Below are 18,008 nucleotides of genomic sequence, written 5' to 3'. Positions count from 1 at the left end.
CCGCCTCGCCGGAGAGCCGCTGGCGGGCCTCCGTGACCAGCCGCTCGGCCTCGGCGCGGGCGGCGGCCATGGCCTGCTCGGCCTCGGCGCGGGACTCCTCGAGGAGCCGGCGGGCCTGCTGCTCCGTACGGGAGCGCAGCTGCTCGGCCCAGGCGACGTTCTCGTTGACGTGCGACTCGACGGTGGCGCGGCGTTCGGCCAGCTCCTGGTCGAGCTGCTGGCGGCGGGTGACGGCCTCGGAGTGCAGCTCGGCCTGGAGGCGGGCGGCCTGTTCGGCGTGCTCCTGGAGGATCCGCTGGGTCTGGGCGCGGACCTGGCTCAGCTCGCGCTCGGCGTCCTGGCGGAGCTGGTCGGCCTGCATCTGGGCGTTACGCAGGAGCTGTTCGGCGTGGTAGCCGATGTCGCCGCCCTCGAAGGGGGGCCGGAACATGAGGGTGCGGCGCGCCTCGTGGAGCTTGGCGCGCAGCACCTCGACCTGGTAGCCGAGGTCCTCGGCGTGCTGGATCGCCTTCTCCCGCTCGGTCTTCAGCCGCTTCATCTCGGCCTCGAACCGAGTCAGGTGGTCGACGTCATCCGCCGGTTCCCGCTCCTGGCTTTCGTAGCCCCGCACAGCGCGGTCCCATCCGTCCCCTGGTCGCAAGCGTGTCAACGAGCTCCGTCCAGTCGGTCGGACGGGGCCCCCGGGGAATGGTGTCGGACTCGCTGGGCAAGGGCTGCTGCCTGCCCGCGCGCCCCCCGATACCCGGACCCCGGCCCGCGGTCGTCACTCCTACGGAGACCCGAAGGAGACCCGGAGAAGAGACGACCGCCCCCACCCTACCGGCCCCTTTCGGGGGAGGTCAGTGGTCCGCGGACTCGGAAGGTGCGGAAGTGACCAGTTCTGTCAGGACTCCGTGGCAGTCCTTGGGGTGCAGGAAGGTGATCCGGGAACCCATGGAGCCCCGTCGCGGCTCCTCGTAGAGGACCCGGACGCCCTTGTCCTTGATGTCCGCGGCGTCCGCGTCGACGTCGGCGGTGCCGAAGGCGATGTGGTGGACGCCCTCGCCGTTCTTGGCGAGCCACTTGGCGACGGTGGAGTCCTCGCGGATGGGTTCGAGGAGCTGCAGGTAGGAAGCGCCGCCGTCCGACGTATCGTTGATCTTGAGCATGGCCTCGCGGACTCCCTGCTCCTCGTTGATCTCGGAGTGGAAGACCTCGAAGCCGTAGGTGGACCGGTAGAACTCGACGGTCCGGTCCAGGTCGAAGCAGGCGATTCCGATGTGGTCGATGCGCGTCAGCATGCGGACCAGTGCAGCGTGCACCGGCCGGTTACGCAACGTGCGCGCGATCACACCCATGGCCCGATGACGCCCCGACGACCGCTCAGTACATTCGGAGAAACCCTCGTCAAGTCCACGGCCGGAAGGCCGGAAGGGACGCCATTCCATGTCGGTCAAGAACAACGCGGCTGGAACGACCAGCACAGTGATCGTCGCGGGCGCACGCACGCCCATGGGGCGACTGCTGGGCTCGCTGAAGAACTTCTCCGGTGCCGACCTCGGCGGCATCGCCATCAAGGCCGCCCTCGACCGTGCGGGTATCGGGGGCGACCAGGTGCAGTACGTGATCATGGGGCAGGTGCTTCAGGCCGGTGCGGGCCAGATCCCTGCGCGCCAGGCCGCCGTCAAGGCGGGCATTCCGATGAACGTGCCCGCGCTCACCATCAACAAGGTCTGCCTGTCCGGCCTCGACGCGGTCGCGCTGGCCGACCAGCTGATCCGGGCCGGCGAGTTCGACATCGTCGTGGCCGGTGGCCAGGAGTCGATGACCAACGCCCCGCACCTGCTGCCGAAGTCCCGCGAGGGCTTCAAGTACGGCGCGGTCCAGATGCTCGACGCGATGGCCCACGACGGTCTCACCGACGCCTTCGAGAACATCGCGATGGGCGAGTCCACCGAGAAGCACAACACCCGCCTGGGCATCGGCCGCGCCGAGCAGGACGAGATCGCCGCCCTGTCGCACCAGCGGGCCGCCGCCGCGCAGAAGAACGGCGTGTTCGAGGCCGAGATCACCCCCGTGGAGATCCCGCAGCGCAAGGGCGAGCCGGTCGTCTTCAGCAAGGACGAGGGCATCCGCGCGGAGACCACCGCGGAGTCCCTGGGCAAGCTGCGCCCGGCCTTCTCCAAGGAGGGCACCATCACGGCGGGCTCCTCCTCGCAGATCTCCGACGGCGCCGCCGCCGTCGTGGTGATGAGCAGGGCCAAGGCCGAGGAGCTGGGCCTGGAGTGGATCGCCGAGATCGGCGCCCACGGCAACGTGGCCGGCCCGGACAACTCGCTCCAGTCGCAGCCGGCCAACGCCATCGCGCACGCGCTGAAGAAGGACGGACTCCAGGTGTCCGACCTCGACCTGATCGAGATCAACGAGGCCTTCGCGGCGGTCGCCGTGCAGTCAATGAAGGACCTCGGGGTTTCCTCGGAAAAGGTGAACGTCAACGGCGGCGCGATCGCGCTGGGTCACCCGATCGGCATGTCCGGCGCCCGGCTCGTGCTGCACTTGGCGCTGGAGCTCAAGCGGCGCGGCGGCGGCGTCGGCGCGGCGGCGCTGTGCGGCGGCGGTGGTCAGGGCGACGCCCTGATCCTGCGCGTGCCCAAGGCCTGACCCCGGCCGGAAGCCGCCTCCCCGACCCGTTGGTCCCCTTTCCCCTCTGCTGAACGGAGCTGTTGGATGCAGGACGTCGCCTCGCTGGTCGCCCAGGCGCGGGAGGGCCGGCCGCGGGCCGTGGCCCGGCTGATCTCCCTGGTGGAAGGGGCGTCGCCGCAGCTGCGGGAGGTGATGGCCGCGCTGGCGCCGCTGACCGGCGGCGCCTACGTGGTCGGGCTGACGGGATCACCGGGCGTCGGCAAGTCGACGTCCACCTCGGCGCTGGTGACGGCGTACCGCAAGCAGGGGAAGCGGGTCGGCGTGCTCGCCGTCGACCCGTCCTCCCCGTTCTCCGGCGGCGCGCTGCTGGGGGACCGGGTGCGGATGTCGGAGCACGCCTCCGACCCCGGCGTGTACATCCGGTCCATGGCCACCCGGGGGCACCTGGGCGGCCTGGCCTGGGCGGCGCCGCAGGCGATCCGGGTGCTGGACGCGGCCGGGTGCGACGTGGTCCTGGTCGAGACGGTGGGCGTCGGGCAGTCCGAGGTGGAGATCGCCTCGCAGGCCGACACGTCCATGGTGCTGCTGGCGCCGGGCATGGGCGACGGGATCCAGGCGGCCAAGGCCGGAATCCTGGAGATCGGCGATGTCTACGTCGTCAACAAGGCGGACCGGGACGGCGCGGACGCGACGGCCCGGGAGCTGAACCACATGCTGGGCCTCGGCGAGGCGCGTGAGCCGGGGGACTGGCGGCCGCCGATCGTGAAGACGGTCGCCGCCCGGGGCGAGGGGGTCGACGAGGTCGTCGAGGCCCTGGAGAAGCACCGGGCGTGGATGGAGGAGCGGGGCGTGCTGACGGCGCGCAGGCTCGCCCGGGCGGAGCGGGAGGTGGAGACGATCGCGGTCACCGCGTTGCGGGAGCGGATCGGGGACCTTCACGGCGACCGGCGCCTCGGTGCGCTCGCCGAGCGGATCGTTGCCGGCGACCTCGACCCGTACCGCGCCGCCGACGAACTGGTCGCCGGCCTCACCCAGGGCTGACCCCGGGGGCTGACCCCGCGCCTGCCGCGTCGGAGTCGTCCCCGCCCCGCCCCGCCCCCGCCCGCTCCCGCGGGCGGGGGCGGGGTTCGTCCAGGGGGCGGCACACGGCCGCCGTCCCGCTCCGCGTCCGCGGCCCGGTGGCCGTGCCCCGGGCCCGGTGGACGGCACTGGTTGCCGCGGACCGGCTACGGCCGGGTGCGGTGGGTGCGGAGGTGGTCGGCGATGGGGGTGAGGGCCGACGAGAGGGAGTGGAGGGACTCCGGGGAGAGGAGGCCGAGGAAGTGGCGGCGGACCGAGGCGACGTGGTGCGGGGCGACCTTGCGCATCGTCTCCAGGCCCTGGTCGGTCAGGACCGCGAACAGCCCACGCCGGTCGGACTCGCAGTTCTCCCGCCGTACCAGCCCCGCGTTCTCCATCCGCGTGATCTGGTGCGACAGCCGGCTCTTGGACTGCAGCGTCGCCGCCGCCAGGTCGCTCATCCGCAGCCGGCGCCCCTCCGCCTCGGAGAGGTTCACCAGGATCTCGTAGTCGTTCATGGTCAGGCCGAACGGCTGGAGGTCGCGCTCCAGCTGGTGCGTCAGCAGCCTGTTGACCTCAAGATGGGTGCGCCAAGCGCACTGCTCCTCGGCCGTCAGCCACCTCGTGTCCGTCTCGCTCTCCATGCGGTCAAGTCTACCTAAGATGTTGAAATCTGGACTACTGGGGTGGGTCGACCGGGGCGAACCTCACAGTCCGAAGCGCCGCTGGAGGTCGCCGAGCTGCCCCGGCATCCGCGGCATGCCCGACCCGAGGGGTCCGTGCCCCCCGGACGCGTGCCCCGGACCCCCGCCCGGTACACCCGGCTCGTGCGGCACCGCTCCCGTCGCCTGCTCCGGCATCAGCGCCTCGCTCGACTGGAGCAGCACCGTGCCGGCCCCGACGAACTCGAACTGGTGCTCCTCGCCGCTGGAGCCGCCGATGCCGGTCAGCGCCCGCAGTCCGCCGATCACGCCCCGGGCGTACCCGTGGTCGTAGTGGTGGCAGGGGGACGGGCAGTCCGCCCAGCCGACCAGCGCCTGCGGGTCCACCCGCAGCGGCGGCTCCATGAAGACCACCGGCCCGCTGGAGGCGGCGACGAACTTCCCGGTGCCGATCAGCGTCAGGAAGCCGGGCACGATCGACTGCTTGAGCGCCAGGCTGGGCTGGTAGGCGAGCAGGTTGCCGGCCCGGATGGTGAGGTTGCCCTCGTCCAGGTCGAAGGAGTTCACGTCGAAGGCCCGGTCGGCCAGCAGCATCTTGCCGGAGCCCTGCGCCACCACCCAGTCGCCCGCGTGCAGCGGGGAGTGGAAGCTGGTGCGCACCAGGCGGTCCAGCGCCCCGTGGCCGATGCCGTTGAACTCGATCTGCCCGTAGTAGGCGATCATCTTGCCCTTCTGCAGGAACCACTGGGATCCCTTGAGCTCCACGCAGAAGGTGTACGGGTTGACGTTGTCGTCCGCCGGGAGCGTGGCGGGGTCGAGGACCTGGACGGTCACAGCTTCTCCTCCGAGGCCTGGACGTACACCGTGCCGCTGCCGCTGAGCTCCAGCTGGAACGCCTCCCCGGAGCCGCGGCCGACCATGTCCCGCCAGCCGAGCGCCGTGGACAGCTTGTTGCGCAGGTCGCCGCGGTGCGCGACGTAGGCCTGCGGGTCGACGTGGACCGGGCGCTGCGGGGTCACCTGGAGCTCGAAGACCCCGCCGTGGGCCATCACGGCGACCGAGCCCTGGCCCTGCAGGGTGGTGGTGAACAGGCCCTGGCCGGTGACCTGACCGCGGACCATGCCCATCACGCCGCCCTGCGAACCCATGAACATCGTGCCCTGGCGGAGCGTGCCGTCGAAGGCGAGCAGCCGGTCCGCCTCGACGTACAGGGTCTCGCCGGTGAGCCGCACGACGTGGACGTGGTGACCGCCGTGGCCGAAGTACACCGTGCCGCTGCCCTCGACCGTCATCAGCGGGGTCGCCTCGTCGGCGACCCGGCGGCCGATCATCGACATCAGGCCGCCCTGCCCGCCCTGGACGTTCGGGGTGAAGGAGACCTCGCCCCGGTAGGCGAGCATCGCGCCGCGCTGGCTGTACATGGTCTGCCCGGGGCCGACGGTCGCCTCGACCATCTTCGCGTTGACCTCGCGGAAAGGCATCAGACGTCCCCCGCCACCGTGTTGCGCTCGCTCGGCTGCACGTACACCAGGCCGTCCCCCTCGAACCGCATCTGGAAGGCCTCGCCGCCGCCCTCGCCGAGGAACGTCCGGAAGGTCACGCCGGACTGCAGCGTCTGTCGCAGGTTGCCCTGGTGGGCGACGTACGCGCCCGGGTCCACGGAGAGCGGGTACTGCGGGGAGACCCGCAGCACCACGGCGGGCCCGTCGGAGAGCAGGGCGGCCTGCCCGTGGCCCTCGACGGTCGTGGTGAACAGCCCGTTGCCCTGGGAGGCGCCGCGCAGGCCGGTGAAGGTGGTGCCGGTGCGCAGACCGGCGTCGGTGGCGAGCAGGTTGCTCGCCTCCACGTGGAGCTTGTCGCCCTGGAGGGTGACCAGGTTGATCTCGGAGGCGCGGTCGGCGAACCAGCAGGTCCCCCGCCCCTTCACCTCCATCAGCGTCATCTGCTCGCCGGTGAGGCGCCGGGTGACCATGCCGCGCAGGCCCTCGCCCCCGCCGCTGAGCTTCTTGAAGGCCATCTCCCCGTCGTAGGCGACCATCGACCCGTTCTTGGCCCGCACGGAGTCCCCGGTCATCTCGACGGCGAGCACCTTGCTTCCCTGAAGTCGGAACATCGCCACCCTGCGACCGTATCCGCCGACGGGGCCCGGTGGACAGGGGACGGCGGGGATGTGTGGCCCTGAAAATCCCCTTAGGGGACGGAAAGGGAACTCCGCGAGACCCCCGCCCGTTGGGCTGTCCGGGGGATGCCACAATGAGCCAGGCGCGCTTGTGCGTGTTTTCACAAAGTGTGACGTTCCTCCGACCGAAGGTGACCCGTGGAACTCCAGACCGCTGCCGCCCTCCGCCGCCTCCGCCTGGTGTCGGCGCCCGAGGCCGTGTCGTTCATCCTCCTGCTGGTGTGTTCGGTGCTCAAGCGCACCACCGAGTTCAACGCCGTACCGGTGATGGGCGCGGTCCACGCCGTGCTGTGGATCCTGTACGTCCTCTTCTGGGTGGACGCCTGGTACCGGGCCAAGTGGTCGCTGATGACCGGCGCGCTGTACTTCGTGCTCGGCGTGCTGCCGTTCGGAGGCTTCTACGCCGAGCGCCGTCTGCGGCGGGAGACCGAGGACGCGGTGATCGCGGCCCGGGCGCGCAAGGAGATGGCGAAGGGGACGGCCGCCGCATGATCGTCGCCTTCTCCGTGACCCCGCTCGGCGTGGGCGAGGACGTCGGCGAGTACGTCGCCGACGCCGTAAGGGTGGTCCGCGAGTCCGGTCTGCCGAACCACACCGACGCGATGTTCACCTCGATCGAGGGTGACTGGGACCAAGTGATGGACGTGGTCAAGCGCGCCGTCGCCGCCGTGGAGGCGCGGGCCCCGCGCGTCTCGGTGGTGCTGAAGGCGGACATCCGTCCCGGGGTGCGGGACGGACTGACCTCCAAGGTGGAGACGGTGGAGCGGTATCTCGCCGCGGAGTGACCCGGCGGCGCACACGCCTTCGCCGCCTGCGGGTGGAGCCCCGGCCCGATGCGGGCCGGGGCTCCATCGTGTCGTCATCGTGTCGTCGCCGGTCCGCCGTGGCCGGTTCTCGCCGTCGTTCCCTCTGCCCGTGTCCGCCGTATTGAGCGACTGCTCAAACAGGTGTACGTTTCGAGCCTCGGAGTTTGAGCGGTCGCTCAACTGCGCTGCCGGAACGGGGGGTTCAGGGTGGGAATCTATGTGGAGGCCAAGGTAAGGGCGGATCTCGACGAGCTGTGGCTGCGTACCCAGGACGCGGCCAGCCACCAGCGGTGGGACCTGCGCTTCACCGAGATCCGGCCGCTGCCCGGCCCTGAGGACGCCCCGGTCCGCTTCCGCTACGCCACCCGGGTGCTGCCGGGGCTCACCGTGTCCGGCACCGGCGTCTCGGCGGGGGAGCGGGAACGCCCCGACGGCACCCGGACCTCCGCGCTCCGTTTCGACTGCCCGCACCCGCTCTCCCCGCTCGTCGAGGGCAGCGGCTACTGGCGCTACGTCCCCGACGGCGACGGGGTGCGCTTCCTCACCGGCTACGACTACCGCCCCCGCTGGGGGCGCCCCGGAGCCGTGCTCGACCGGCTGGTGTTCCGCCCCCTGATGGGCTGGGCCACCGCCTGGTCGTTCGACCGGCTCCGCCTCTGGCTGGAACACGGGATCACCCCGGAGCGGGCCCTGCTGCGCTGGATCGCCGAGATGACGGTGCGCTCGCTGGTGATCGCCGTCTCCTGCTTCCTGCTCCTGGCCGGTCCGCTCCAGATCGCCGAGGTCGTCGGCCCGCTCGGCCCCGAAGCCGTCTTCGCCCTGCCGCTGGTGGCCGCGCTCGCCGTCACCCTCGCCCTGATCAAGACCCCGCTGCCCGGCACCCCGGCCGCCCGTCGCTGCCTGCGCACCCCGCCCCTGCGGGTCCGCGCGCCCCTGCTCCCGTCCCTCGACGGAGTCCGGGCGGGGGGAACCCCCGCCCTCGTCTGCGCGGAGGGGTCCGGGACGTGACGCGAGGATCGATCTTCCGCCGGGCGATGGGCGCGGACTTCGGCCGGCTCCACCCCGAACTGCGCCGCCGGTTCTCCGTCGGACTGGACAGCGGTGAGGCGTGCACCGGCACCGGGGTGATGGACCGCGTCTGGCACGGACGCGGCTTCGTCCGGCCGTTCCTGGCGCTCGGCGCCACCCGCAACATCCTGGTGCCGGAGGAGGGGCGCGACGTGCCGTTCGTCATCGAGAACGTCCCCTACGCCGACTCCTACGGCCGGGAGACGGTCACCTTCGTGCGCACCTTCCACCTGCCGGGCGGTCCCCGCCGGTTCGACGCGCAGATGGTGCTCGCGCCGCGGGGCGACCGGATCCTGGACTACCTCGGCACCCACCAGCACCTCGCCAGCGACCTGCACCTCCGTGCCGGCGAGCGGGGCGAGCTGGTCGTCCGCTCCGGCGTCCACCGCTTCCGGGAGGGACCGGTGGACGTCCGGGTGCCCGAGCTCGTCGGCGGGGAGGCCGAGGTGCGGGAGGCGTTCGACGAGGAGACCGGGCGCTTCCGCATCCGGGTCCGCGTGGTCAACCGGTACTTCGGGCCGCTCTTCGGCTACGACGGCTCCTTCACCGCCGTCTACACGGACGCCGCCCGCCTCGGTGTCCGCCCCGGGCTGCGGCCGGTGCGAGAGGAGGCCCGGGCGTGAACGCCTCCGGCACGGACGACGACCGCGACGCCGGCCGCGACGGTGACCGCGACGCCGGCCGCGAGGGCGGCCGTGGCACCGTCGGCCACACCGGCGGCGAGGGCGGCCGTGGTACCGCCGGCCCGGCCGCCGCACCCGACACCCGCACCCGGCTGCTGGAGGGAGCCCTGCGCACCCTCGCCGGGCAGGGGATCGCCAAGGTGTCCGCCCGCAGCGTGGCGGCCGCGGCCGGCGTCAACCAGGCCTTGGTCTTCTACCACTTCGGGTCGATGGACGAACTGCTCGCCGCCGCCTGCCGGCACGGCGCGGAGGAGCGGGTCGCCCGCTACCGGGGGCGGCTCGCCGAGGTGACCTCCCTGTCGGGGCTGCTCGCCATCGGCCGGGAGATCCACGACGCCGAGCGCGCGGCCGGGCACGTGGCGCTCATCGGCCAGATGCTGGCCGGCGCCCAGACCCACGCCCGCCTGGGCCCGGCCACCGCCGCCGGGCTGGACCTGTGGATCGCCGAGATCGAGCGGGTCCTGCGCCGTGTGCTGTCCTCCACCCCGTTCGGCGAGTTCGCCGACCCGGAGGGCCTGGCCCGCGCGATCGCCGCCTCCTTCGTCGGCCTGGAGCTCTACGAGGGCGCCGACAGCGAGGGCGCGGGCCGCGCCCTGGACGCCCTCCAGCGGCTGGCCGACCTGGTCGCCGCGGTCGACGCCCTGGGGCCGGTCGCGCGGCGCGCCGTCCGCGCCCACCTCCACCGTTCCGTCGCTCGCCCGGTGAGGTCATCCCGCTCGGCCGAATGAGCGCATTTCCGCGCCACGCCGACCGACACGCCGAAGCGCCGGGAACCTCGCCCGACACCACGGTTCCCGGGCCGCCGCCCGTTCTCCGCACCCTCGGAACCCGCTCCCGCGACCGCCCACGCCCGGACGCGCCCAAGTCGACAGCTCCCGGAATATCCACTTTTGTGTGGATAGCATCTTGTCCGGTTCTGATCGCCGATCTTCGATCTGCGAACCCCGAGCTTCGATCTTCGATCCCCGAAGCGCGGATTCGATCATTGGAGGGTGCTGTGCTGCCGGAGGGCTACGACTACGACACCCATAGCCGACTGGCGGGGCCGCTCACCGAGCCACCCGCCGGCCGGCCCTACCGGGTGCGGTACACCTCCCTGCTCTCGCGTGAGCCCCACCGCATGTGGGCGGTCGCCATGATGGCGCTCGCGCCGCTGCTCACCGGCCTGCTGCTGGTCTATCTGGTGTGGCCCACCCACTGGGTGGAGCGGGACGAGAGCCAGACCCTGCTCGCCGTCCTCGACATCGCCATGCTGACCGGGATCGGCCTGATCGAGTTCTTCATGGTCGTGAACGTCTTCTCCGTCGCCCACGCCACGATGGTCGCCCGCGACCCCGTGCCGGTGACCCCCGAACCCGGCACCCGGGTCGCCTTCATCACCACCTACGTGCCCGGCAAGGAACCGCTGTCGATGCTCCGCGCCACCCTCGAGGGCGCGACCCGCATCACCCACGACGGCCGGGTCGACGTCTGGCTCCTCGACGAGGGCGACGACCACGAGGCCAAGGCCCTCTGCCGGGAGCTGGGCGTGCGCCACTTCTCCCGCAAGGGGGTCGACCGCTGGAACCGCCCCACGGGCCACCACAAGGCGAAGACCAAGCACGGTAACTACAACGCCTGGCTCGACGCCCACGGCGACGAGTACGACTTCTTCGCCTCCGTCGACACCGACCACATCCCGCTCCCCAACTTCCTGGAACGGATGACGGGCTACTTCCGCGACCCCGACGTGGCGTTCGTGGTCGGCCCCCAGGTCTACGGCAATTACACCAACCCCGTGACCAAGGCCGCCGAGTCGCAGCAGTACCTCTTCCACGCGCTGATCCAGCGGGCCGGCAACCGCTACCGGGCGCCCATGTTCGTCGGCACCAACAACGTCGTGCGGATCTCCGCCGTCAAGCAGATCGGCGGCCTGTACGACTCCATCACCGAGGACATGGCCACCGGCTTCGAACTGCACCGCACCCGCAACCCGCTCACCCGGCGGCGCTGGCGCTCCGTGTACACCCCCGACGTCCTCGCGGTCGGTGAGGGCCCGACCTCGTGGACCGACTTCTTCACCCAGCAGATGCGCTGGTCCCGCGGCACCTACGAGACGCTCTTCAAGCAGTTCTGGAAGGCGCCGTTCACCATGCCCTACGGGCGTCTGTTCCAGTACTCGCTGATGGTCTGCTACTACCCGATGACCGCGGTCAACTGGTTCCTGGGCGTCTTCAGCTGCGTCCTGTTCATGTGGTTCGGTGCCTCGGGCACCTCGGTCTCCACGTCGGTCTGGCTGATGCTCTACAGCGACGCCGCCGCACTCCAGATCGGCCTCTACCTCTGGAACCGGCGGCACAACGTCTCGCCGCACGAGCCAAAGGGGTCCGGCGGCCTCGCCGGGATGGCGATGTCGGCCATCTCCGCGCCGATCTACCTGAAGTCCTTCACCGCGGCCCTGCTGCGCCGCCCGTGCCGGTTCGTGGTCACCCCCAAGGGCGGAGACAGCAGCGCGGACCGGCTGCTCACCTTCAGGGTCCACCTGTTCTGGGCCGTGGTGCTCGTCGCCTCGCTCGTCGCCTCGCAGGCCTTCGGCCACACGCACGCCGCGATGCGGACCTGGGCGGTGCTGGCGCTGGTGATCGCGCTCTCGCCGGTGGCGATCTGGTGGTACACGGTGGCCGCCGAGTCCCGCCGCCGCAAGGCCGCGGCCCCGGTGGCCGTGCCGGTCGCGGTGTCCGTCGCGCTGCCGGACGCCGCACCGGACGCCGCACCGGTCATCGCGGCGGACGTCACGGCGGCGCCCGCGCGGGACGCGGACACGGCAACCGAGCCGCTCCCGGTGGGCGCCGGGGCGCCGGAGCGCGAACCGAAGGCCGGGCGGAAGTCCGGGCCCGCGCCGGTCCGCGAGTCCGAGCCGGTGGCGGAGCCCGGGACCGTCCCCGACCCCACGCCGGCCGCCACGCCGGAGCCGGCCGCGGAGCCCGCCCCCGAGCCGGAGCCGGCCCCCGAGCCCGTCCCGGCCGGTGCGCCCGAGCCCGTCCCGGCCGGTGTGGCCGCGAAGGAGGAGACGCCCGCCCCCGTGGCCCCGGCGCCCGCGCCGGAGCCCGTCCCGCAGGTGGACGTGCGGCCGGCGCAGCCCGTCGTCCAGCCGCTGCAGCCCGTACTGCCCGCCATGTACCCGGTTCCCGCGCTGCAGGCCGCGGCCCTTCCGGCGCACGCCCCGCTGAGCGGGCCGCCGGCCGGCCACGAGGCCGGACAGCCGGAACGCCGGCCGCTGCCGGCGTTCGTGGGCGCCGGCTCCGCCCCGGCCGCCGGTGCAACGCTGCCCGCCGGCTCCGTGCTGGACGCCCCGGGTTCCGCCGTGGCGACCGCCGCCGCGGTGGTGGCGGCCACCACGCCCACCGCCACCCCCAGCCGGACCCCGCTCACGGGCGGCGCCCAGGACGGGAAGCCGACGATGATTTGACTCGGTGAGTCTCGTCGGCGCACCCGAAAGGGCCCGGACCTCCCCCTCGTCAGAGGAGGTCCGGGCCCACGTCGTCGCGCCGGACGGGTCCGCCTCAGAAGCCCGCCGGCTCCGTGTAGACGCCCCACTCCTCGCGGAGGACGTCGCAGATCTCGCCCAGCGTGGCCTCGGCGCGGACCGCCTCGACCATCGGCTCGATCATGTTGGCCCCGGAGCGCGCCGCGGCCAGCATCGCCTCCAGCGCCCCCCGCACGGCCGTCTCGTCGCGGGCGGCCCGCCGCCCGGTCAGCGTGCGCACCTGCTCACGCTCCACCTCGTGGCTGACCCGCAGGATCTCCAGGTCGCCGGTGACCGATCCGGTGTGGGTGTTGACGCCCACGACCCTCTTGTCGCCCTTCTCCAGGGACCGCTGGTACTGGAAGGCCGCCTCCGCGATCTCCCCGGTGAACCAGCCGTCCTCGATGCCGCGCAGGATGCCCGAGGTGATCGGGCCGATCGGGTGCTCGCCGTCCGGGTGGGCCCGCAGGCCGCGTTCCCTTATCTGCTCGAAGATCTTCTCCGCGTCCGCCTCGATGCGGTCCGTCAGCTGCTCGACGTACCAGGAGCCGCCCAGCGGGTCCGCCACGTTGGCGACGCCGGTCTCCTCCATCAGTACCTGCTGGGTGCGCAGCGCGATCTCCGCCGCCTGCTCGCTGGGCAGCGCCAGCGTCTCGTCGAGGGCGTTGGTGTGCAGCGAGTTGGTGCCGCCGAGCACCGCGGCCAGGGCCTCCACGGCCGTGCGGACCACGTTGTTGTACGGCTGCTGCGCGGTGAGCGAGACGCCCGCGGTCTGGGTGTGGAAGCGCAGCCACTGCGCCTTCTCGGTCTTCGCGCCGTACTCGTCCCGCAGCCAGCGTGCCCAGATACGGCGGGCGGCGCGGAACTTGGCGATCTCCTCGAAGAAGTCCACGTGCGCGTCGAAGAAGAAGCTCAGGCCGGGCGCGAACACGTCCACGTCCAGGCCCCGGCTGAGCCCGAGCTCCACGTAGCCGAAGCCGTCGGCCAGCGTGTAGGCCAGCTCCTGCGCGGCCGTGGATCCGGCCTCGCGGATGTGGTAGCCGGAGACCGAGAGCGGCTTGTAGGCGGGGATGCGCTCGGCGCAGTACTCCATCAGGTCGCCGATCAGCCGCAGATGGGGCTCGGGCTCGAACAGCCACTCCTTCTGCGCGATGTACTCCTTGAAGATGTCCGTCTGCAGCGTGCCGTTGAGCACCGACGGGTCGACGCCCTGGCGCTCGGCGGCCACCAGGTACATGCAGAAGACCGGCACGGCCGGACCGCTGATCGTCATCGAGGTGGTGACGTCGCCGAGCGGGATGTCCCGGAACAGCACCTCCATGTCGGCGGCGGAGTCGATGGCCACCCCGCAGTGCCCGACCTCGCCCAGCGAGCGGGGGTCGTCGGAGTCGCGGCCCATCAGGGTCGGCATGTCGAACGCCACCGACAGGCCCCCGCCGCCGTTGGCGAGGATCATCTTGTAGCGCTCGTTGGTCTGCTCGGCGTTGCCGAAGCCGGCGAACTGGCGGATGGTCCAGGTGCGGCCCCGGTAGCCGGTCGGGTACAGGCCCCGGGTGAAGGGGTACTCGCCCGGCCAGCCGATCCGCTCGAACCCCTCGTACACGTCCCCGGGCCGGGGGCCGTAGACCGGCTCCACCGGATCGCCGGAGAGCGTGGTGAAGTCGGCGTCCCGCTTGCGTGCGGAGTCGTACCGGGCCTGCCAGCGGCGGCGGCCCTCCTCGATGGCGTCAGCGTCCATGTCTCCAAGTTACTAGGACGTCCTAGTAAATGTCGACGCGCAAGGCCGCGCCGGTGCGGCGCGGCCTCGGGAAAAACGGGGGACGGGGCGGTCGGGCCCCGACCGGCGGAGGGTGCGGTCAGGCCTTGACGGCGGAGGGTGCGGCGCCGTCGGTGATCCGGGGCTCCAGCTCCTTGGCGATCTTCCGCTCGACGAAGAACGCGGCGGTGGGGATCGTGCCGGCCAGCAGCACCCAGAGCTGCTTGGCGACCGGCCACTTCGCCTTGGAGCCGAGGTCGAAGGCGAAGATCAGGTAGATCACGTACAGCCAGCCGTGCGCGATGCTCACCACCTGGGTGAAGCCGGCGGCGCCGTCGATCTCCAGCAGGTACTTGGCGATCATGCCCACGCAGAGCAGGATCAGCAGTACACCCGTGATGTAGGCCATCGCGCGGTAACGGGTCAGCACGGCTCGCTTCATGCCTAAGAGGGTAACCGTGGACTTTGCGCGATCTTGACCCGCCCCCGCCCCCGGCCAGGGGGCCGGCCAGGGGCCCGGCGGGTACCGGCCGAGCGTCAGGAGTCCTCGAAGTCCCCCGCCGCCACCCGCAGGGGGCGGAGCAGCGCGAAGATCTCGCCGCACTCCTCGGCGTCGTAGGCGCCCAGGCCGAAATCCATCGCCATCAGGTCACGGGTGGCCGCGTCGACCACCTCGCGGCCCTTGTCGGTGATGCCTGCCAGGGTGCCCCGCCCGTCGTCCGGGTTGGGACGCTTGGCCACCAGCCCCGACCGCACCAGGCGGTCCACCGTGTTCGTCACCGAGGTCGGGTGGACCATCAGCCGCTCACCGATCTTGGACATCGGCAGCTCGCCGCTGCGGGAGAAGGTGAGCAGCACCAGCGCCTCGTAGCGGGCGAAGGTCAGGCCGTACGGCTTGACGACGGCGTCCACCTCGGCGAGCAGGATCTGGTGGGCGCGCATGATCGACGTGATCGCGGCCATCGAGGGAACGCCGCCCCACCGCTGCTTCCACAGTTCGTCTGCGCGGGCGATGGGGTCGAAGGCAAGGCTGAGCGGCTTCGGCACGACGCCGACGATACCCGCAGGGTGGTCAGCGGGCCGGAGTGGAGCCGAGGCCGGCGAGCAGCAGGGCGGTGAAGTCGCGCGCCCAGGTCTCGTCGACCGGCTCGGCGCTCACCAGGCTGCGGTGCACCACGCTGCCGGCCACCACGTCGAAGATCAGGTCGAAGGAGCGGTCGGCCGCCTCCGGGTCGGGGTCCGGCGGCAGCTCGCCGCGGCCCTGGGCGCGGGTCTTGCCCTCGCGGACCAGCCGCTTCTGGCGCTCCACGATCGAGGTGCGGATGCGTTCCCGCAGGGAGTCGTCGAGCGTCGACTCGGCCACCACGGCCATCAGCCCGCTGCGCGCCTCCGGACGGGCCAGGATGGCCGCGAACCGCAGCACCACCCCCTCGATGTCGGCGGCCAGGCTGCCCCGGTCGGGCAGTTCCAGTGCGTCGAAGAGCTCGGCCACCGCGTCGACGACCAGTTCGTTCTTGCCGGGCCAGCGGCGGTACAGGGTGGTCTTGGCGACGCCGGCCCGCAGCGCCACGTCGCCGAGGGTGAGCCGGGACCAGCCGAGCTCGACCAGGGCCTCGCGGGTGGCGGCCAGGATCGCGGTGTCGGCCGCGGCGCTGCGGGGGCGGCCGGTGCGGGGGCGGCCGGTCCCTGACGGGCCGGGGTGGGGGTCGGGCGTGCGGCGGGGCATGACACACGACGATACGGCCGTGAGGCACATCACTCGGGAGCCGGTGGGCGTGGAGGCCGGAGATGGTTACGCTACGGGTCGTAGCGAAAACCGGGCCGAGCCCGGTGAGCGACGACCACGACCGGCGTCAGGTGGGGACCCGACGCCACCGGTGGGGCCCGGCGCCGATGCCCGGCGGGCGGGGTCCGCCGACAGTTACCTCCGGAGCGCGCCGACGGGGGAGGATAGGCGCATGCAGCCACGGAACATGTCCATGAGCGGAGTCGTCGACCTCGCCGCCGTGAAGGCGGCCCAGGAGGCCAAGGCGAAGGCGGAGCAGGCGCGCGCCGAGACCGCCCGCCGGGGCGGGGGAGGAGCCGTCTCCCCCGCCGACCTGGTGTACGACGTCGATGAGGCCGCCTTCGAGCGCGACGTCCTTCAGAAGTCCACCGAGGTGCCCGTCGTCCTCGACTTCTGGGCCGAGTGGTGTCAGCCGTGCAAGCAGCTGAGCCCGGTGCTGGAGCGGCTGGCCGTCGAGTACAACGGCCGGATCGTGCTGGCCAAGGTCGACGTCGACGCCAATCAGATGCTGATGCAGCAGTTCGGGATCCAGGGGATCCCGGCGGTGTTCGCGGTGGTCGCCGGCCAGGCGCTGCCGCTCTTCCAGGGGGCCGCGCCCGAGGCGCAGATCCGCGAGACCCTCGACCAGCTGATCGCGGTCGGCGAGCAGCGGTTCGGCCTGACCGGTCTGACCGTCGACCCGGAGGCCGAGCCGGGCGGCGGGGCCGACGCCGACGCCGCGATGCCGGTGGGCCCGCACGACGCCGCGCTGGAGGCGGCGGCCTCGGCGCTGGACGCCGGGGACCTGGGCGGCGCGATCCGCGCCTACCGCAACGTGCTCTCCGACGACCCGGGCAACGAGGAGGCCAAGCTGGGCCTCGCCCAGGCGCAGTTGCTGGAGCGGGTGCGGGATCTGGATCCCCAGAAGGTGCGGCGGGACGCGGCCGAGAAGCCCGCGGACTCCGCGGCGCAGATCGCCGCCGCCGACCTGGACCTGGTGGGCGGTCATGTCGAGGACGCCTTCGGCCGGCTCATCGACGCGGTGCGCCGGACGGCCGGCGACGACCGGGAGGCCGTGCGGGTGCGGCTGCTGGAGATGTTCGAGGTCGTCGGGGGTGACGACCCGCGGGTGGTCGCCGCGCGGCGCGCGCTGGCGCGCGCCCTGTTCTAGTCCGGTCCGGGTCCGGACCGGTCCGGACCCGGACCCGGTTCCGGGAGGTCCGCCGGCGGTCGTGAGGGTGTGAGGGCGGGACGGGGAGGCGCTCCCCGTCCCGCCCTTCCCGTTGTGCGGAACTCCCGCGCGGAAAGTTTCGCGGGGAAAGCATGGGCCCGGTGTGAAGGGAGTTCCCTCGAGGGGCATGTTGCGGCCACGCTTTGCCAAATCTTGGGAAATGAACCAGCTGTTACTGGCAGTAAGAGTTGGGCTGCGATGCGCCCCGCTGCGCGGATCTTTGCCCGCCTTTGTCCCGTGATGGGACGCAACCCTCCGTCGTGGACCGGTGCGGGGCGGGTGATCCTTCGTGGCCTCGCCGTTACCAGCGGGTAACGAGACCCCTTGCGGGGGCGCGAAGAATGCACAACGATCGGCGACGCTCGGTCCTATTCCGTACGCCCGACAACCAATCGGGCGCATGTGATCAAGGGTCCCCACCGGGCAGGGGCGGCGTCACCGTGACGCCGCGCCTGAGGACAGGGGGGTCTTCGCCCGTGGCGGAGCCTGTCCGAAAAGGTCGCACGGGACCACCTGTCCCATGCGGCCAGTGGTTGTCGCTCGGGGGTGATCGCCGGTGATTCGGGCGCATGCCGCGTCGTACGAGAAACAGGCGCTCTCCTTCCCGAGGACGTAGCACTTCTCCCATCCCTGCCCGGCCCGAGCCGCCATCTGTGGCAGCCGGGACCAGGA

18 protein-coding genes and 1 pseudogene are annotated in these 18,008 nt (G+C 72.1%); 9 read left to right on the top strand and 10 right to left on the bottom strand.

The genetic code is table 11. The features are described 5' to 3' along the window. Both GBN72_RS09080 and mce read right to left on the bottom strand, forming a co-directional pair. Positions 1-610 (bottom strand): polarized growth protein Scy-related protein (locus GBN72_RS09080; protein ID WP_501207493.1); only part of this gene is annotated, 610 nt, incomplete at its 3' end. Between the two features lie 229 nt (positions 611-839). Then, positions 840-1,280, bottom strand: a complete 441-nt coding sequence (gene mce / locus GBN72_RS09075) for a methylmalonyl-CoA epimerase (RefSeq protein ID WP_151771202.1) — start codon at positions 1,278-1,280, stop codon at positions 840-842. A 145-nt stretch (positions 1,281-1,425) separates the two neighbouring features. Here mce and GBN72_RS09070 point away from each other — a divergent pair, with 145 nt between their 5' ends. Continuing rightward, positions 1,426-2,640: an acetyl-CoA C-acetyltransferase gene (locus tag GBN72_RS09070; protein ID WP_151771201.1), complete on the top strand. Its 1,215-nt coding sequence runs from the start codon at positions 1,426-1,428 to the stop codon at positions 2,638-2,640. 66 nt (positions 2,641-2,706) lie between these two features. Beyond that, complete coding sequence (gene meaB, locus GBN72_RS09065) at positions 2,707-3,663, top strand: methylmalonyl Co-A mutase-associated GTPase MeaB (RefSeq protein WP_151771200.1); 957 nt, start codon at positions 2,707-2,709, stop codon at positions 3,661-3,663. A 185-nt stretch (positions 3,664-3,848) separates the two neighbouring features. Here the strand turns inward: meaB and GBN72_RS09060 are convergent, their stop codons facing one another. From GBN72_RS09060 to GBN72_RS09045, 4 genes are all read right to left on the bottom strand, one after another. Further along, positions 3,849-4,325 carry a MarR family winged helix-turn-helix transcriptional regulator gene (locus GBN72_RS09060; RefSeq protein ID WP_151771199.1) on the bottom strand — a complete coding sequence of 159 codons (477 nt, stop codon included), beginning with the start codon at positions 4,323-4,325 and terminating at the stop codon, positions 3,849-3,851. Between the two features lie 63 nt (positions 4,326-4,388). Beyond that, complete coding sequence (locus GBN72_RS09055; protein ID WP_151771198.1) at positions 4,389-5,177, bottom strand: AIM24 family protein; 789 nt, start codon at positions 5,175-5,177, stop codon at positions 4,389-4,391. Then, positions 5,174-5,824, bottom strand: coding sequence for an AIM24 family protein (locus GBN72_RS09050; RefSeq protein ID WP_151771197.1), 651 nt, complete (start codon positions 5,822-5,824; stop codon positions 5,174-5,176). The genes GBN72_RS09055 and GBN72_RS09050 overlap by 4 nt, the downstream gene beginning before the upstream one ends. Then, entirely contained in the window at positions 5,824-6,456 is a 633-nt protein-coding gene (locus GBN72_RS09045) for an AIM24 family protein (RefSeq protein ID WP_151771947.1), read from the bottom strand. Before GBN72_RS09045 ends, GBN72_RS09050 begins: the two co-directional genes overlap by 1 nt. 204 nt (positions 6,457-6,660) lie before the next feature. Between GBN72_RS09045 and GBN72_RS09040 the strand changes: the two genes are divergently transcribed. The 6 genes and pseudogenes from GBN72_RS09040 to GBN72_RS09015 form a co-directional block, all read left to right on the top strand. Continuing rightward, positions 6,661-7,014: a DUF3817 domain-containing protein gene (locus GBN72_RS09040; RefSeq protein WP_151771196.1), complete on the top strand. Its 354-nt coding sequence runs from the start codon at positions 6,661-6,663 to the stop codon at positions 7,012-7,014. Continuing rightward, a complete protein-coding gene (locus tag GBN72_RS09035; protein WP_151771195.1) occupies positions 7,011-7,307 on the top strand; it encodes an MTH1187 family thiamine-binding protein in 297 nt (98 codons plus the stop codon). The genes GBN72_RS09040 and GBN72_RS09035 overlap by 4 nt, the downstream gene beginning before the upstream one ends. A gap of 228 nt (positions 7,308-7,535) precedes the next feature. Beyond that, complete coding sequence (locus tag GBN72_RS09030; RefSeq protein WP_151771194.1) at positions 7,536-8,336, top strand: hypothetical protein; 801 nt, start codon at positions 7,536-7,538, stop codon at positions 8,334-8,336. Between the two features lie 26 nt (positions 8,337-8,362). Beyond that, positions 8,363-9,019 (top strand): DUF4166 domain-containing protein, encoded by a 657-nt coding sequence (locus GBN72_RS09025; RefSeq protein ID WP_151771946.1) that lies wholly within the window; start codon positions 8,363-8,365, stop codon positions 9,017-9,019. 152 nt (positions 9,020-9,171) lie between these two features. Continuing rightward, entirely contained in the window at positions 9,172-9,807 is a 636-nt protein-coding gene (locus GBN72_RS09020; protein ID WP_151771945.1) for a TetR family transcriptional regulator, read from the top strand. A gap of 269 nt (positions 9,808-10,076) precedes the next feature. Continuing rightward, a pseudogene (locus GBN72_RS09015) lies at positions 10,077-11,864 on the top strand (glycosyltransferase family 2 protein); the annotation flags it as partial. Between the two features lie 757 nt (positions 11,865-12,621). Here GBN72_RS09015 and icmA read toward each other — a convergent pair. The 4 genes from icmA to GBN72_RS08995 all read right to left on the bottom strand — a co-directional run bounded on the left by icmA (position 12,622) and on the right by GBN72_RS08995 (position 16,066). Further along, positions 12,622-14,322, bottom strand: coding sequence for a coenzyme B12-dependent isobutyryl-CoA mutase large subunit (icmA, locus tag GBN72_RS09010; RefSeq protein WP_151771193.1), 1,701 nt, complete (start codon positions 14,320-14,322; stop codon positions 12,622-12,624). Positions 14,323-14,440: 118 nt separating this feature from the next. Then, positions 14,441-14,782 (bottom strand): DUF3817 domain-containing protein, encoded by a 342-nt coding sequence (locus GBN72_RS09005; protein ID WP_151771192.1) that lies wholly within the window; start codon positions 14,780-14,782, stop codon positions 14,441-14,443. Positions 14,783-14,877: 95 nt separating this feature from the next. Beyond that, on the bottom strand, positions 14,878-15,387 hold the full coding sequence (locus GBN72_RS09000) for a MarR family winged helix-turn-helix transcriptional regulator (RefSeq protein WP_151771191.1): 510 nt from the start codon (positions 15,385-15,387) through the stop codon (positions 14,878-14,880). Positions 15,388-15,412: 25 nt separating this feature from the next. Continuing rightward, complete coding sequence (locus GBN72_RS08995; protein WP_151771190.1) at positions 15,413-16,066, bottom strand: TetR/AcrR family transcriptional regulator; 654 nt, start codon at positions 16,064-16,066, stop codon at positions 15,413-15,415. A 232-nt stretch (positions 16,067-16,298) separates the two neighbouring features. Between GBN72_RS08995 and GBN72_RS08990 the strand changes: the two genes are divergently transcribed. After that, the gene (locus tag GBN72_RS08990) at positions 16,299-17,276 is read left to right on the top strand and encodes a tetratricopeptide repeat protein (protein WP_151771189.1); all 978 of its coding nucleotides are present in this window, start codon (positions 16,299-16,301) and stop codon (positions 17,274-17,276) included. Positions 17,277-18,008: the final 732 nt, after the last annotated feature.

The organism is Streptomyces abyssomicinicus (assembly GCF_008974245.1).
Classification (GTDB): Bacteria; Actinomycetota; Actinomycetes; order Streptomycetales; family Streptomycetaceae; genus Streptomyces; species Streptomyces abyssomicinicus.
The sequence above is the reverse complement of the archived record's forward strand: the minus strand, read 5'-3'. Positions and strand labels throughout refer to the sequence as shown.

Excerpts from the sequence above, each read along its gene's own strand:
- mce (WP_151771202.1), bottom strand. The coding sequence starts at position 1,280 with ATGCTGACGCGCATCGACCACATCGGAATCGCCTGCTTCGACCTGGAC.
- GBN72_RS09070 (WP_151771201.1), top strand. The coding sequence starts at position 1,426 with ATGTCGGTCAAGAACAACGCGGCTGGAACGACCAGCACAGTGATCGTC.
- meaB (WP_151771200.1), top strand. The coding sequence starts at position 2,707 with ATGCAGGACGTCGCCTCGCTGGTCGCCCAGGCGCGGGAGGGCCGGCCG.
- GBN72_RS09060 (WP_151771199.1), bottom strand. The coding sequence starts at position 4,325 with ATGGAGAGCGAGACGGACACGAGGTGGCTGACGGCCGAGGAGCAGTGC.
- GBN72_RS09050 (WP_151771197.1), bottom strand. The coding sequence starts at position 5,824 with ATGCCTTTCCGCGAGGTCAACGCGAAGATGGTCGAGGCGACCGTCGGC.
- GBN72_RS09045 (WP_151771947.1), bottom strand. The coding sequence starts at position 6,456 with ATGTTCCGACTTCAGGGAAGCAAGGTGCTCGCCGTCGAGATGACCGGG.
- GBN72_RS09035 (WP_151771195.1), top strand. The coding sequence starts at position 7,011 with ATGATCGTCGCCTTCTCCGTGACCCCGCTCGGCGTGGGCGAGGACGTC.
- GBN72_RS09025 (WP_151771946.1), top strand. The coding sequence starts at position 8,363 with ATGGGCGCGGACTTCGGCCGGCTCCACCCCGAACTGCGCCGCCGGTTC.
- icmA (WP_151771193.1), bottom strand. The coding sequence starts at position 14,322 with ATGGACGCTGACGCCATCGAGGAGGGCCGCCGCCGCTGGCAGGCCCGG.
- GBN72_RS09005 (WP_151771192.1), bottom strand. The coding sequence starts at position 14,782 with ATGAAGCGAGCCGTGCTGACCCGTTACCGCGCGATGGCCTACATCACG.
- GBN72_RS08995 (WP_151771190.1), bottom strand. The coding sequence starts at position 16,066 with ATGCCCCGCCGCACGCCCGACCCCCACCCCGGCCCGTCAGGGACCGGC.
- GBN72_RS08990 (WP_151771189.1), top strand. The coding sequence starts at position 16,299 with ATGCAGCCACGGAACATGTCCATGAGCGGAGTCGTCGACCTCGCCGCC.